Below are 14,279 nucleotides of genomic sequence, written 5' to 3'. Positions count from 1 at the left end.
ACGTGAACACTCTAGCTTCACCCCAAGTCGATGCCAAGCCTCCCCTGCGCCGCGTCGTTCAACGATCGGACCCGCCGCGCCGGAACTCGACACGCAAGCGCAACAGCGAACGCCTTATCGCGTTCTTTACGCCCATGGCGCTGCTGTTGGTATGGGAGGCCTTGGGCCATCTGCGACTGATCGACGTGCGCTTTTTCCCACCGCCGTCGAACATCGTTGGCACCTTCTACGACCTCACGGTGCAAACAGCATGGAACAAGTCGCTTCCCTATCACGTGGTAACCAGCCTGACCCGCGCTTGCATCGGCTTTGTGCTGGGGGCCTTGCCAGGACTCGCCCTGGGCGTAGTCATGGGTCTGGTGCCTATGGTGAGAGCGGCGGTACAGCCCATTGTGGGTGCCATCTTCCCCATCCCCAAGGTGGCCATCCTTCCGCTGATCATGTTGATCTTCGGGATTGGCGAAGGGTCGAAGTGGGCCATCATCGCCATTGGTGTCTTTTTCCAGGTTCTGATTGCCACCTCTACTGGCGTGGCAAACATCGAGAAGATCTACCTGGACGTCGGCCGTAACTTCCGCGCCAGCAAGTCTGCCGTGTGCTTCACCATCGCGCTGCCTGGCGCACTGCCCACCATCTTTGCAGGCCTGCGGCTCGGCTGGGGTATTGCGCTGCTGCTCCTGATCACCGCTGAAATGGTGTCGAGCGAGTCCGGTATCGGCTACCTGATCTGGCGCGCGTGGCAGACCCTGGCGATCGAAGACATGTACGTTGGTTTGGTCACGATCGCAGCGCTCGGCACGGTCTCCTTCTGGATGTTCGACGCCATGGAGCGCAGCATGCTTCCCTGGAAACAACGCTCGTAGGACATAGCCATGCCTAAATTGAACTTCGGTCTGTCATTCGACTTCAGCCCGCGTGCAGGAACAACCGTCGCCGGTGTCTTGGATGCTATCGTGCCCATCATCAACCAGGCCGAGCGCCACGGCTTCACGTCCTGCTTCACCGGGGAGAACTTCCCCGTCCGCAACTCGTACTTCTCGCTGCCGTCGCCCATATTGGTCCTTGCCGCCCTGGCGCCGCGCACCTCGCTGCGCCTGGGCACCGGAGTGACCATGGCTCCGCTGTGGCATCCGCTGCGGCTGGCCTACGATACCGCGGTGCTCGACCAGATCACGAACGGACGATTCACACTCGGGGTGGCACTGGGCCATGCCCCGGACATGGCGCGCTTCGGCATCGACGAAAAGTCGGCCGGCGACCGCATGGACGACATCGTCGGCGCAGTGCGTGCGCTGTGGTCGGGCAAGGGTGAGTTCACCGGCAAGACGCTCAGCGTCAGCCAGCCGATCGCGCCGCTACCGGTGCAGGCTGGCGGCCCGCCCATGTGGTTCGGCGGCATGGGGCCTCGCACGGCCCGCCGAGTGGCCCAGCATGGCGAAGCGTGGTTCGCGGCGACGATGTACCACCTGGGGGATATCGCCAGGCAGGTAGCGGCCAACCGCGAGCAAATGACTGCAACCGGGCGCGATCCGAGCACCGTGCGAGTGGCTGTGAACCGGTTGACGGTCGTTTCCAACTCCACCCAGCGCGCGTTGGAAGAAAGCGGCAAGTATGTCGAGAAGGTGATCCGCACCTATGCGAGCTTCGGCGCGATGACGGGGCATGCCAATCCCGATGACCCGGCGTCGGAGATCGTGCCGCTGACGCCGGACTCCGACCGCATCCTTGAGCGGGTTGGCGAGATGTGCCTGATCGGGTCACCCGATTCGATCATCCCAACGCTGTCCCGCTACGCCGATGCCGGGGTCACCGACATCCAACTGCGGCTCAATCCGGGCGAGATCCCGTTCGAGCAGGTCAGCAGAACGGTGGAGTTGGTCGGCCGCGAGATTATTCCCCACTTCCAGTAAGTAAAGGGCGGTCTATTGCCGATTCCCGTGGAGAGCAGAAACATGTCCAGCACTGAGCAAAATATCGCGATTACCCGGCGGCTGAGTGCGGCCGTTGGAAACCAGGACTTCGAGGCTGCCCGTCAGCTGATTTCACCCGACTATGTCCACGCCCGTCCCGGGCTGGCGGACACGTTGCCTTCGCTGCTGACCAAGGGGCCGCAACTGGAAGACCCGGTCCAGCGTTTCTGCGCGGCCATCGAGGCCGTGCACCGGAACTTTGAAGAGTGGCGCGTCATCGTGGACGAGGAAGTCGCCAGTGGTGACATGGTCGTCTCGCGCCAGCGCATCGTAGGCCGCTACCGCTACCGCGTCGAAGGCAGCTCCATCGACCGCCCGACGTTCGAGTTCCCGATGGTGGTGATGTTCAAGATCAAGGATTCCCGTGTTGCGCAGGTCTGGGCACTGGGAGACGAACTCGGCTTCCTGAAAGCCCTTGGGGTGTCCGTACCCGCGCTGACGAAGGCAGTCCAGGCCTAGTGCCCTGCCTGCGGCGATTTCAACCTATTCGATTGAGAGGTTCTCAAATGACAAGTTCGCGCTCCAGTTCCCGTGTGACAACGAGGCGCGGTGCCATCGCAACGTTGGGTGCCGGCTTGGGCTGGTTGGCCACAGGTGCATGGGCGCAGGGTGGTGCAAAGGCTGATCGGATGAAAGTGCGACTCGGCATCATCTCAGCGCTATTCGATGCGCCGTCGCTGATTGCGCTGGAGAAGGGCTATTTCCTTGATGAAGGCCTCGACGTCGAGCTGAAGAGTTTCGCCTCCGGTCCGGATGAATACCAGGCGCAGGCGACTGGCGTCATCGACGTGGCTGCTAGCAGCGTGAACGTTGCGCTGTTCAACGCCAGGGTCCGCGGCGTCGAACTTAGCGTCGTGGCCGGCGCCGGTGTCAACGCGCCGGGCCGCAGCTTCAGCAGCCTGGTGCTGCGCAAGGACCTGGTCACCAGCGGCCGCTACAAGACGCCAAGCGATCTGAAGGGCATGAAGATTGCGACTGGCATCACTTCGGCGCCGCACTGGTTGACGGCGGAACTGGCCCGCAGGGCGGGACTGCAAATGGATGATGTCCAATACGTCGGGCTAGGGATCGCGAACATCGTCGCCGGGATGACCAACGGTGCCGTCGACGGCGCCTCGGTGGTGGAGCCCTTTGGCACACTGTTACTGGAGCGTGCCGGCGGCGTGCGCGTCGCCTCTGCGGACCAGGTGTTCCCGAACTCTCCGGCCGGCTATCTGGTGTACGGCCCAGCGCTGACCGTGCGCAACGTCGAGGCAGGGAACCGGTTCATGCAGGCCTATCTCAAGGGCGTACGCGACTATGGCCAGGCATTCGGTCCGGCCCAGAAGGACAAGGACGCGATTCTGGCCATCCTGCGCAAGTACAACATCGACATCCGCCCTGACACGCCGATGATGAGCATTCCCGAGGATGGGGTGCCGTCCATGGAGAGCGTGGAAGCCTTTCTCGACTGGCAGGTCAAACTCGGCACTATCCGCACACGTATCGATCCCAAAAGTCTTCGCGACGACCGGTTCCGGCAGGCCGCACTGGCCAGGAGGCGCTAGCCATGCCTTACGCCAATGTGAACGGCCAGACCATCTTTTTCGAAGACACCGGAGGCAGCGCGCCAGCGGTCATCTTCAGCCATGGATTCCTCCTGGACCATGAAATGTTTGCCGCGCAGGTCGAGGCGCTCGGCTCGCAGTTTCGCTGCGTCGCCTTTGACCAGCGGGGCTTTGGCCGGACCATGGCCAATGGAGCTCCATTCACCTACTGGGATTCGGCGCAAGATCTGCTTGGTCTGATGAGGCACCTGGAGATAGAGCGGGCCACGCTGGTCGGGCTGTCCCAGGGGGGATTCCTCTCGATGCGTGCGGCTCTCATGGCGCCTGGACACGTCAACGGCCTGGTGCTGATCTCGACGCGCGCCGGCCTGGACACCGAGGAGCAAAACAACAACTTCAGACTGCTGGACAAGGAGTGGTCGCAGAACGGAAGCGCCAACGCGCAGCAGATGCTGTCGAAGCTGCTGATCGCCGATGACAGGTATGCGCCGGCATGGGTCGACAAGTGGAGGTCGATGGGCAAGGACAGGCTGACGCTCCCCATCAATGCACTCATCTCACGCGACGACCTGACCCCTCGCCTGGGCGAGATCTCGGTGCCGACGCTCGTGATCCACGGCACCGATGACATTGCCATCGACGTGTCGCATGGCAGACAGCTGGCCGCCGGCATCGCGAACGCTGAGTTGGTGGAAATCCAGGGGGCGGGCCATGCACCGCCCATGACTCACGCCGCCGAAAGCAATCATGCGCTGCTGCGCTTCCTGCGCGGCCTTGCGAACGCGGCATAAGCACCATCCCAGGAACATGTCCAGGAGCCAGACGATGAGCGATGCCGCACTCCGGCAATTCCTGCTTTCCGCAGACTTGCCCTTGCTCATGCAGCAGGCCCGCGACCAGCGCGATCTGGGCCATGGCGGGACGCAGACCTATTCCCGCAAGGTTTTTATCCCGCTGACCAAGCTTTGTCGCGACGTTTGCGCCTATTGCACCTTTGCCCAGACGCCCCGGTCTGGCCAGCCGTGCTACCTGGACAGGGAAGCTGTGCTGGCGATTGCCCGTGCAGGGGCGAAGGCCGGGTGCCACGAGGCACTATTCACGCTGGGGGACAAGCCTGAGCTTCGCTACGCCGCGGCCCGGGACGAACTCGCCAAGTTGGGTCACGAATCCACGTTGAGCTACCTGGCCGAGGTCTGTGAGCTGGTAGCGACCGAGACTGGGCTTCTGCCGCATGTGAACGCCGGCGTCATGGGGGCGGCGGACATTGCCCGGTTGCGCAAAGTGTCGGTGAGCCAGGGACTGATGCTGGAAAGCGTGTCGGATCGGCTGTGCGAACGCGGCGGACCTCATTTCGGTTCTCCGGACAAGGTGCCGGCGGCCCGGCTGGAGACCATCCGTCTGGCTGGAGAGCTTGCGGTCCCCTTCACCACCGGTATCCTGGTCGGTATCGGCGAGACGCGCGAGGAGCGCATCGATTCGCTGATCGCGATCCGCGACTTGCACCAAAGGTACGGCCACATTCAGGAAGTCATCATCCAGAATTTCCGTGCCAAGGCCGACACCCGGATGGCCAGGCATGCTGAACCGGATTTCGATGATTTCTTGTGGTCCGTTGCCGCCGCGCGGCTGCTGCTCGGCCCTTCGATGAGCATCCAGGCGCCGCCGAACCTGAGCCCCCATGGCCTGGACCGCCTGCTCGACGCGGGAATCAACGATTGGGGCGGCATTTCCCCCGTCACCATCGACCATGTCAACCCCGAGGCGGCTTGGCCTCAGGTCAGCTCGCTTGCCGAGCACGCAGCGGCCCGGGGCAGGGTACTCGTGCCGCGCATGGCCGTCTACCCGGACTACATCCGCAAAGCCAGCCAGTGGATCGATTCAGCCCTGGTGGGCCCCGTCCTGCGCGCCAGCGATGCTGAGCAGTTCGCCCGAGACGATGCCTGGGCACCAGGTACTGACGCCGCGCCACCACCCCCGCGCCGGGCGCTGGGCGCAGTTGGGCCGGTACTGGCTGCCGTGGTGGCCAAGGCCCTGGAAGGCAAGGACCTGGACGAGTCCGAGGTGGTGAGCTTGTTGCACGCGCGGGATGCGGATTTCCACCACGTCTGTTCCGCCGCCAACGAGTTGCGCAAGAAGACCAATGGGGACACGGTCACTTATGTGGTCAATCGCAATATCAACTACACCAACATTTGCAGTTTTCGGTGCAAGTTCTGCGCCTTTGCAAAAGGCAAGATATCCGAGGGCTTGAGGGGCAAGCCCTACCAGATCGACGTGGACGAGGTTGTCCGGCGTGCGCAGGAGGCCTGGGATCGCGGCGCGACCGAGATCTGTCTTCAGGGCGGCATCCATCCCTCTTATACGGGCGACACCTACCTGGCATTTTGCCGGGGAGTGAGGCAAGCGATCCCGGGAATGCATATCCATGCCTTCTCCCCGCTGGAAATCGTCCAGGGCGCGCGAACATTGGGCATTCCCGTCAAGGACTTCCTCACGACGCTGAAAGCCAGCGGGCTGCGCTCGCTTCCCGGCACGGCCGCGGAGATCCTCGACGATTCGGTACGCTCGGTTATCTGCCCGGACAAGCTGAACACCCAGGAATGGCTCGACGTAGTCGCCACAGCGCATGAGGTTGGCCTTCGCACCACTGCAACCATCATGTTTGGCCACATCGAGCATTCGCGCCATTCCGCGCGGCATCTGCTTCGCATCCGCCGCCTGCAACAGGACACGGGCGGCATTACGGAGTTTGTGCCACTGCCCTTTGTGCCGATGGAGGCGCCGCTCTTTGCCAAGGGAGGGGCGCGCCGAGGCCCCACTTTCCGCGAGGCAGTGCTGATGCATGCTGTGGCTCGACTGGTGCTCAACCCGGTGATACCCAACATCCAGGTGTCTTGGGTGAAGATGGGGCCGCAGGGCGTGCGTGCGTGCCTGGACGCCGGGGTCAACGACCTGGGCGGAACACTCATGGACGAGAGCATTTCGCGCGCTGCCGGTTCAAAAAATGGACAGGAACTTACCCCTGCCGCCATGGAGCGGTTGATCCAGGAAGCCGGCAGGAGCCCGAGGCAGCGCACCACGCTGTATGGAGAGCCAGACATGCAGCGGCAGCAGCTTGCGCGTAAGGCAGCCCCGCTGCACGTGCCAATCCAGGTGCAAGCCCACTACGCTTCCCCTTCGAGCGGCCTCGTCAAGGCCGGCGAAGCCTCCCAAGGTTGTTCGCAAAGGATGGAACATGTCGATCACGGCTGAGCAACTTGTTATCGGAATTTTGGGCGGCTTGGGCCAGGACGGTTCGGAGTTCACGCTGCGGTGGGCCAGGGCCGGTTGCGAAGGTTTGTCTGGCGGCCGCCAAGCCCAACGCCTATCGCAGCGAACCGATGATCGTTGCGCACTGAACGGTTAGAACGATGCGTCCATCCTGTCTCACGCTCACGCCGCTGACGGCCGTGCCCATGGTCCAGGCCGGCTACAACCTGGCGGACATTGTCCTGCAGGCGCTGAATGCATCGGAGCAAGTGCTCAGGGCGGGCGACGTGCTCGTCTTCGCGCAGAAGATCGTGTCCAAGGCGCAGGGGCGGGTTGTGCAACTGGACACCGTAGTGCCCAGTGTGCAGGCTGAGGCCCTCGCAGCCGAGGTTGGGAAAGACCCGCGACTCGTTCAGCTCATCCTGTCCGAGTCGTCGGCCGTGGTACGACACCGCCCCGGCGTCCTGATCGTGGCGCACCGGCTTGGCTACGTCATGGCCAACGCGGGCATCGACATGTCCAACGTCGGATCGACCGGAGATGACCTGGCGCTGCTACTGCCGCAGGATCCGGATGCCTGGTGCGCGCAGATGCGTTGCGAACTGCTGGAGCGCACGGGAGTGGATGTGGCCGTCCTGGTGATAGACAGCTTCGGCAGGGCTTGGCGAAACGGAACTGTGGGCACCGCGATCGGCGTGAGCGGCATGCCAGGTCTGGTAGACCTGCGCGGTCAGCCTGACCTGTTCGGCCGCGTGTTGCGGGAGTCCGAAGTGGGCCTGGCGGACGAGCTGGCCGCGGCCGCTTCGCTGGTAATGGGACAAGCGGATGAAGCCGTACCAATCGTCCTGGCGCGCGGCGTGCCGTATGAGCGAAGAAACGGCAGCGCGCGCGAACTTGTCCGACCCGAATCGTCTGACATGTTCCGCTGATCGCAGACCCGGCGCGGCATCGATGCTCCGGCTTGCAGCCTTAAGTAACTTGCCATGATCATAGCTTTCTCTGGTGGTGTTGGTGGTGCGAAGCTCGCGGACGGACTGGCTGCGGTGCTGGCGCCCGAGTTGCTGACAGTGGTGGTCAATGTCGGCGACGACTTCGAACACCTGGGCTTGCGCATCTGCCCCGATCTGGACACGGTGATGTACACGCTTGCCGGTCTGGCCAATCCCAGCACGGGTTGGGGCCTGGCGGGCGACACTGCGTCGTTCATGGCAGCCCTGGAGCGGATCGGCGGCGAAACCTGGTTCCATTTGGGCGATCGGGACATGGCAACCCATGTGGAGCGCACCAGGCTGCTTGCCGGCATGAGCCTGTCCGAGGTGACCGAAACGTTCTGCCGGCGTCTGGGTGTGCGCCATGCCGTGGTTCCGGTGAGCGATGACCGGGTTCGCACTACGGTGCGCACCGATGAGGGGCTGTTGAGTTTCCAGGACTACTTTGTGCGCCGCCGCTGTGCGCCCAGAGTGCTCGGTCTGACGTTGGAGGGTGCGGATAGCGCGCGTGCCAGCGAGCGCTTTCTCCACGCCATGAATCATCCGCAGTTGAAGGCCATCGTTTTCTGCCCATCGAACCCGCATCTGAGCATCGCGCCGATGTTGGCCATCCCGCAGGTTCGCGCTTGTCTGCAGGCGCGCCGTGTGCCGCTTGTTGCTGTTTCGCCCATCATCGACGGCAATGCCGTCAAGGGCCCTGCGGCGAAGATCCAGAAGGAGTTGGGTTTTCCAGTCTCGGCCCTGGGTGTGGCTGATCTGTACAAGGACCTGATCGACGGCTTCGTCCTGGATGTGTGCGATGCCGAACTGGCGCCGATAGCGCCCATGCCGACTTTGGTTGCGCAAACGCTGATGCGCAATCCATCGGACCGCAGGAACCTGGCGGAGGCCGTCCTTGAATTCGCCAGCCGGCTTCGCAAACCATGAACAGTGAACGCCCACAGGATCGTGACATCTGGGCTGTGGTGCCAGCACGCTCGGTCGTGACCGGCAAGTCACGGCTTGCGCCGGTGGTAAGCGACGCGGCCCGGCGCTATCTCAATGCAACCCTGCTGCGGCACACGGTGGAAACCGTAAAGTCGGCGTTCGATGCCGACCGGGTGTTGGTTGTGAGCGCTTGCGATGAGGTTCGCCAGCTTGCTCTGCAACTGGGCGTCGAGACGTTGCGCGACCACCAGCCGCATGGCCTGAACGCTGCGCTCGAACAGGCCGCTGCCGAAGTGGCTCGCCGCGGTGCGAAGGGCGTGCTCGTCCTGCCCAGTGATCTGCCTCTTCTCTCTGCCTCGGACCTGGAGTTGCTTCTTTGCGCATATCAGCAGAAGAGGCAGATGGTGATCTCCCCGAACCATGAGAACTCCGGTACCAATGCACTGTTGCTCGCGCCGGTCGCTGCCATACCTTACGCATTCGGTGTGGGCAGCTTCCTGAAGCACGTGATCCACGCACGCGAGTTGCATCTGCCGACCAAGGTGGTCCGAAGCCAGGGGCTCGCACTGGACCTGGACCTGCCAGAGGACCTGGCGTATTGGGCGGAGCTGATTCACGGTGCTGCCAGGTACGATTTCTCCAGGCGTGTCCTGAGTGATTTGCGAGCGCGCAATGTATGTGTTTGACGTTCTCGCCGGTGCCCCCGCAGCCTGCCGGCATCTGCGCTCACCATCGATATGAGGGGCGCCATGCGCTTCCGGGAAGCATGAAGGAGGAAGAGCTTGCCACAACACGATGGTACGCCCGGGACGATCACCCGTTCACTGAACATAGTGCGCCTGCTCGCGTCGATGGGTCGCCGCGGGTTGGCGCTAACGGACCTTTCGCGCATGAGCGGGCTGCCGCATCCCACCGTGCACCGCTTGCTCCAACAGTTGATTTCGGAACGCATGGTGCGGCAGATCGAGGACAACCGGCGCTACGCGCTCGGTGCACTCGCCTTTGAAATCGGGTTGGCGGCTGCTGACCAGTTCGACATCCGCAGCCACTGCGTGCCGATCATGCGCGGGATCGCCGAAGAGGTCGGCGACACTGTCTACCTGATATTGCGAAGCGGCTCCGAGGCCGTGTGTCTGGACCGCTGCGAAGGCCCATCGCCCATCCGCGTGCTGTCCCTCAATATCGGCAGCAGAAGGCCACTTGGCCTGGGTGCCGGCGGATTGGCCCTGCTGTCGGCCTTGCCCGACGAAGAGCGCTTGCCGATGGTGCAGACCGTAGCGCCGCAGACGCTGGAACTGACAGGTCTGGGTGAAGCCGAATTGCTCGAGGCCGTAGCAGCTACCCGCAAGGCGGGCTTCGCCTACGTCACCAGCCGCGTAACCCTGGGCGTCTCTGCGGTTGGGGTTCCCATCCGCGATGGGTTTGGCTGGCCCTTTGCAGCGTTGAGCATCGCTGCCGTCAATGCGCGCATGCCTCGCGACCGCGCTGCGTCACTGGCGGTGCTCTTGCAAGACAAGTCACGCTCCATCAATTCGGCGGTGAAAGCGGCTATCTCCACGGGCGGACCCTGGCTGGTGCCCTGACGGCTTGCTGCCCCGATCCGAATACCCATTTCCGATGCTGTCCAGCCAACCCATACCTCTTGTCCACAGCTGATGTTCATCTAATGAACAAGCGGGTTCCTGAGGGCGCAGACAGCGAGACACTATTCTTGCGCGAATCGTGATGCTGCACGTTGGTGAATCGCGGCTCGCGCATGCTTCAAGCCCACCCAGTTCTTGCGGACGATCAAAGGAAAGCCGATGTTCTTGTACTTCCCAACTAACTACACCTGGTCCCTCGCCGCCCTGCGCTGTTTGATGTCGGGAGGCTCATTTGGAGATGTCGACTGGGCGTGCGCTGGCCTGCATGAAGCCGCCCGCAAGGGGCCTCGGGGCGATTCGCCGGCCTGGATCGCCGCGTGGACGCGCCTGGCCAATCAGGTAGAGGAGACGGCCGAGGCCGCATTCGATGCTGGCCGTCGTGTCACTGCTCGTGGCGCCTACTACCGTGCTGCGCAGTACTACCAGTGGGCGGAAGCCTTCGTCGGTCCGGCAGATCCGCTGGCCAAGTCCCTGTACCAGCGGCACTTGTCGACCTTCGCCAGGTTCGCGGAACTCTCGCAGCCGCAAGTCGAGATCATTGACATTCCATTCGACGGTGCCAGCCTGAAGGCCTACTTCATTCCGGCCGTGGGCGTGACCGGACCAGCTCCCACGGTCATCCTGTCCGACGGGCTCGACGGCACCAAGGAAGAGATGTTCCCGATCGCCAATGCGCTCGCCATGCGCGGCATTTCCTGCCTCGCGGTGGACGGGCCGGGGCAGGGTGCGACACTCAGGCTGAGCCGCCTGGTGGCACGTCACGATTCGGAGGTGGCGGTCGGCCGCATGGTTGACTATCTGGAGACGCGGCCCGATGTCGATCACAACCGCATCGGCATCATTGCGGCCAGCCTGGGCGGCTACTACGCCCCGCGTGCCGTGGCTTTCGAGAAGCGCATCAAAGCCTGTGTGGCCTGGTCTGTGATCTACGACTACCACGGCGTGTGGAAACGGCGCCTGAACTTCGAGGCTGGCCGCCCCTTGAAGGTGGCCGACAACGCGGCACTCGGCACGACGGAACACCACCTGCTGCACATCCTGGGCGTCAAGGATTTCGACGCTGCCATGGCCAAGCTGGAGAACTTCCGCCTGGAGCCGATTGCACACAAGATCGACTGCGATTTCCTGATCGTGCATGGGGCTGAAGACCGACAGGCGCCGCTTGCCGAAGCGCAACGCCTGTTCGACGGCATCAGTTCCAGGAACAAGGACATGTGGGTCTATACGGCAGAGGATGGCGGCTCCGGCCACGTGCAGGTCGATCGTCCGGAGCCGGCGATCAACAGAGTCGCGGATTGGATGGCCGACCACCTGAGCGCACGCTAAGGACACTCGGACCTGTTTCAGCCACACGATCAACAAGGACGCATCGTGTCATCTTCAACACCGTACCCCAACCCTCCGCAAATCGTCGCGCGCCAGCTCGGAAAAGAGTACGCCGCCCGGCATGGGACGACTTCGGCGTTGACCGAGGTCGATCTCACCATCCAGAAAGGGCAGTTCTGCTGCATCGTCGGGCCGTCCGGCTGCGGCAAGACGACGCTGCTGCGCATCATCGCAGGCCTGGAAACCTACACGTCCGGGCAGCTCGAGATCACGCATTTCGACCAGTCAAAGCCGCTCAATTCGATGATCTTCCAAGAGCAGTCAATTTTCCCATGGATGACGGTCAAGGATAACGTTGCCTATGGCCTGCGCCGCCGGGGGGCCAAGGAGATCGACGATACCGTCGACTACTACATCGACAAGGTCGGCCTCAACGCCTTCAGGAATGCCTATCCCCACCAGCTGTCAGGCGGCATGAAGCAGCGGGTGTCCATTGCCCGCGGCTTTGCCAACGACCCCGAGATCCTGCTGATGGACGAGCCCTTCGCGGCACTGGACGAGCAGAACAAGTCGTTGCTGCAGGAAGAACTCCTGCGCATTTGGGAAGAGACCCGCAAGACGGTGCTCTTCATCACGCACTCGATCGACGAGGCCATTGTTCTCAGTGACCGCACACTGGTCATGACGGCAAGCCCCGGAACGCTCAAGAGCGACTTGAGCATCGAGCTGCCGCGCCCCCGCAAGGTCTACGAGATCAAGAGCAGGCCCGAGTATGGCGATCTGAGCAACCGCATCTGGAGCGAACTTCGCGACGAAGTTCTGACCGCAAAGAAGGGGTTGGAGACGATGTGAGCGCCCTGGCTGGCGTTGCCCGAGCCGGACGTCCGGAATCCGGCCGCATCCTTGACCGGGTCGGCCAGAGGTGCCTGACCGGGTCACCCGACTCGCTTATTTCCCACTTCCAGTAGAGAACGCACACATGTCGATCACAACTGAGAAACCTGTCATCGGAATTTTGGGCGGCGCGGGCCACGAAGGTTCAGGGCTTGCGCTGCGGTGGGCCAAGGCCGGTTACGAAGTCTTGCTGGGTAGCCGGAGCGCCGAAAGGGCAGCCGAGGCGGCTGCCAAACTCAATGCTCATGCCGGCGGGGCGACGATCCTTGGCATGACCAATGATGCGGCCGCCGCGCGGGCTGGCATCGTGGTGATGACAGTACCGTTTTCGGCCCAGGTCTCTACGGCGGAGAGTGTCAAGGCCCTCCTGGAGGGCAAGATCTTCGTTGACGTCACGGTGCCGCTTGTGCCGCCCAAGGTCGCGCGCGTGCAGTTGCCCGCTTCCGGCTCGGCCGTGGAGGCGCTGCAACAAATGCTTGGTGGGAAGGTGAAGGTTGTCTCGGCTTTCCAGAACATCTCAGCCCACCTGCTGGCCGACGCCGACAAGCCCATTGATTGCGACGTGCTGGTTTGCGGCGACGACAAGGATGCCCGCGACGTAGTGATCGGACTGGCTGCCGCCGCCGGTATGCGTGCGTTCCATGGCGGCCCCCTCGCCAACTCGGCGGCTGCCGAAGCGTTGACATCCGTGTTGATTTCGCTCAACCAGCAGTACAAGGTGAACGTCGCTGGCATCCGAATCACGGGCGTGCCGTATCTGGCGGTGTCCGATTCTGTTGCGCGCTGAACGGCTGGAGCGATGCGCCCATCCCGGTGGTAGTTCGATAGGCATCGAGGCGGGACTGCGCCACGTGTTCTGACTGATCCCACCCACGAAACTCTTTCACCTATCACCATGCAAACTATTGCGCGTGACGAACTCGCTCCCACCGGAGCGCTTCGGGTTGGCCTGAACCTGGCCAACCCACTGCTTATCAAACGTGGCGCTGACCTGTCCGAGCCGTCGGGCATCGCGCCCGACCTGGCCCGTGAACTCGCGAGGCGACTCGGGGTGCCGGTGAGCTTCGTGCTCTACGAAACCCCGGGCGAGCTTGCCGCCGCCGCGAACGCCAACGAGTGGGATGTGGGGCTGATCGGAGCCGATCCGCTTCGCGCGGCCGAGATCTCATTCACGAGCCCCTACCTTCTTATCGACGCCACCTACCTCGTTCCTCCGGACTCCCCTATCCGCGCCGTGAATGACGTGGACTGCGAAGGAGTTCGCATTTCGCTGTTCGACGGCAGTGCATATGACTTGTACTTGCGGCGGACGCTCAGACACGCCACGCTCCACGGCGCCGACTCAATCGAGGCATCGTTCCGCATCTTCGAGTCGCAGAGACTGGAGGCTCTGGCGGGGCTGCGTCCCTACCTGCTGGCCGAGCAAGGAAGAATGCCCGGATCTCGTGTGCTGGATGGTCGCTTCACCGCCATTCAGCAAGCGATCGGCACGCCCAAGAGGCGTACCGAGGGGGCGCGGTATTTGCAGCACTTCGTCGAGGACGTGGTCAGCGAGGGCCTGGTCGGGCTGATGATCGGACGCAATGATGTGCGGGGCGTTACCGTCGCTGCCCTGGCTTAGCCCTCAGGATTACCCACAAAGTGAAGACGAATGCTATTCGTTTTGGCGGAATAGCCGATACATCTTTGAGACCTCGTGCAGCACGAGAAAGCCGCGCCACAACACGGTTGGGC

At 63.0% G+C, this 14,279-nt stretch carries 14 protein-coding genes; all 14 read left to right on the top strand.

What is annotated here, in order from left to right; all coding sequences use genetic code 11:
* Positions 1–2: 2 nt before the first annotated feature.
* The 14 genes from LDO29_RS12265 to LDO29_RS12200 all read left to right on the top strand — a co-directional run bounded on the left by LDO29_RS12265 (position 3) and on the right by LDO29_RS12200 (position 14,166).
* The gene (locus tag LDO29_RS12265) at positions 3–863 is read left to right on the top strand and encodes an ABC transporter permease (protein ID WP_224080063.1); all 861 of its coding nucleotides are present in this window, start codon (positions 3–5) and stop codon (positions 861–863) included.
* A 9-nt stretch (positions 864–872) separates the two neighbouring features.
* Positions 873–1,910: an LLM class flavin-dependent oxidoreductase gene (locus LDO29_RS12260; protein ID WP_224080062.1), complete on the top strand. Its 1,038-nt coding sequence runs from the start codon at positions 873–875 to the stop codon at positions 1,908–1,910.
* A 42-nt stretch (positions 1,911–1,952) separates the two neighbouring features.
* Positions 1,953–2,429, top strand: a complete 477-nt coding sequence (locus LDO29_RS12255) for an ester cyclase (protein WP_224080061.1) — start codon at positions 1,953–1,955, stop codon at positions 2,427–2,429.
* A 47-nt stretch (positions 2,430–2,476) separates the two neighbouring features.
* Positions 2,477–3,517 (top strand): ABC transporter substrate-binding protein, encoded by a 1,041-nt coding sequence (locus LDO29_RS12250; protein WP_224080060.1) that lies wholly within the window; start codon positions 2,477–2,479, stop codon positions 3,515–3,517.
* A 2-nt stretch (positions 3,518–3,519) separates the two neighbouring features.
* Entirely contained in the window at positions 3,520–4,308 is a 789-nt protein-coding gene (locus LDO29_RS12245; protein WP_224080059.1) for an alpha/beta fold hydrolase, read from the top strand.
* A gap of 34 nt (positions 4,309–4,342) precedes the next feature.
* Complete coding sequence (gene cofH, locus LDO29_RS12240) at positions 4,343–6,769, top strand: 5-amino-6-(D-ribitylamino)uracil--L-tyrosine 4-hydroxyphenyl transferase CofH (protein ID WP_224080058.1); 2,427 nt, start codon at positions 4,343–4,345, stop codon at positions 6,767–6,769.
* Positions 6,770–6,927: 158 nt separating this feature from the next.
* Positions 6,928–7,695: a coenzyme F420-0:L-glutamate ligase gene (gene cofE / locus LDO29_RS12235; protein ID WP_224080057.1), complete on the top strand. Its 768-nt coding sequence runs from the start codon at positions 6,928–6,930 to the stop codon at positions 7,693–7,695.
* Between the two features lie 54 nt (positions 7,696–7,749).
* A complete protein-coding gene (gene cofD / locus LDO29_RS12230) occupies positions 7,750–8,682 on the top strand; it encodes a 2-phospho-L-lactate transferase (RefSeq protein WP_224080056.1) in 933 nt (310 codons plus the stop codon).
* Positions 8,679–9,368, top strand: coding sequence for a 2-phospho-L-lactate guanylyltransferase (gene cofC / locus LDO29_RS12225; RefSeq protein WP_224080055.1), 690 nt, complete (start codon positions 8,679–8,681; stop codon positions 9,366–9,368). Before cofD ends, cofC begins: the two co-directional genes overlap by 4 nt.
* Positions 9,369–9,464: 96 nt before the next feature.
* Positions 9,465–10,265 carry an IclR family transcriptional regulator gene (locus LDO29_RS12220; protein ID WP_224080054.1) on the top strand — a complete coding sequence of 267 codons (801 nt, stop codon included), beginning with the start codon at positions 9,465–9,467 and terminating at the stop codon, positions 10,263–10,265.
* A 219-nt stretch (positions 10,266–10,484) separates the two neighbouring features.
* Positions 10,485–11,651: an alpha/beta hydrolase family protein gene (locus tag LDO29_RS12215; protein WP_224080053.1), complete on the top strand. Its 1,167-nt coding sequence runs from the start codon at positions 10,485–10,487 to the stop codon at positions 11,649–11,651.
* Positions 11,652–11,696: 45 nt separating this feature from the next.
* The gene (locus LDO29_RS12210; RefSeq protein WP_224080052.1) at positions 11,697–12,503 is read left to right on the top strand and encodes an ABC transporter ATP-binding protein; all 807 of its coding nucleotides are present in this window, start codon (positions 11,697–11,699) and stop codon (positions 12,501–12,503) included.
* 127 nt (positions 12,504–12,630) lie between these two features.
* Positions 12,631–13,332: an NADPH-dependent F420 reductase gene (npdG, locus tag LDO29_RS12205; protein ID WP_224080051.1), complete on the top strand. Its 702-nt coding sequence runs from the start codon at positions 12,631–12,633 to the stop codon at positions 13,330–13,332.
* Positions 13,333–13,440: 108 nt separating this feature from the next.
* Positions 13,441–14,166 (top strand): transporter substrate-binding domain-containing protein, encoded by a 726-nt coding sequence (locus tag LDO29_RS12200; RefSeq protein ID WP_224080050.1) that lies wholly within the window; start codon positions 13,441–13,443, stop codon positions 14,164–14,166.
* The last annotated feature ends 113 nt before the right edge of the window (positions 14,167–14,279 follow it).

The sequence above is a fragment of the Cupriavidus laharis genome (assembly GCF_914271435.1).
GTDB classification, from domain to species: Bacteria; Pseudomonadota; Gammaproteobacteria; order Burkholderiales; family Burkholderiaceae; genus Cupriavidus; species Cupriavidus laharis.
Note: the sequence above shows the minus strand (reverse complement) of the source record. Positions and strands in the feature narration are given on the sequence as shown.

Excerpts from the sequence above, each read along its gene's own strand:
- LDO29_RS12260 (WP_224080062.1), top strand. The coding sequence starts at position 873 with ATGCCTAAATTGAACTTCGGTCTGTCATTCGACTTCAGCCCGCGTGCA.
- LDO29_RS12255 (WP_224080061.1), top strand. The coding sequence starts at position 1,953 with ATGTCCAGCACTGAGCAAAATATCGCGATTACCCGGCGGCTGAGTGCG.
- LDO29_RS12250 (WP_224080060.1), top strand. The coding sequence starts at position 2,477 with ATGACAAGTTCGCGCTCCAGTTCCCGTGTGACAACGAGGCGCGGTGCC.
- LDO29_RS12245 (WP_224080059.1), top strand. The coding sequence starts at position 3,520 with ATGCCTTACGCCAATGTGAACGGCCAGACCATCTTTTTCGAAGACACC.
- cofH (WP_224080058.1), top strand. The coding sequence starts at position 4,343 with ATGAGCGATGCCGCACTCCGGCAATTCCTGCTTTCCGCAGACTTGCCC.
- cofE (WP_224080057.1), top strand. The coding sequence starts at position 6,928 with ATGCGTCCATCCTGTCTCACGCTCACGCCGCTGACGGCCGTGCCCATG.
- cofD (WP_224080056.1), top strand. The coding sequence starts at position 7,750 with ATGATCATAGCTTTCTCTGGTGGTGTTGGTGGTGCGAAGCTCGCGGAC.
- cofC (WP_224080055.1), top strand. The coding sequence starts at position 8,679 with ATGAACAGTGAACGCCCACAGGATCGTGACATCTGGGCTGTGGTGCCA.
- LDO29_RS12215 (WP_224080053.1), top strand. The coding sequence starts at position 10,485 with ATGTTCTTGTACTTCCCAACTAACTACACCTGGTCCCTCGCCGCCCTG.
- npdG (WP_224080051.1), top strand. The coding sequence starts at position 12,631 with ATGTCGATCACAACTGAGAAACCTGTCATCGGAATTTTGGGCGGCGCG.
- LDO29_RS12200 (WP_224080050.1), top strand. The coding sequence starts at position 13,441 with ATGCAAACTATTGCGCGTGACGAACTCGCTCCCACCGGAGCGCTTCGG.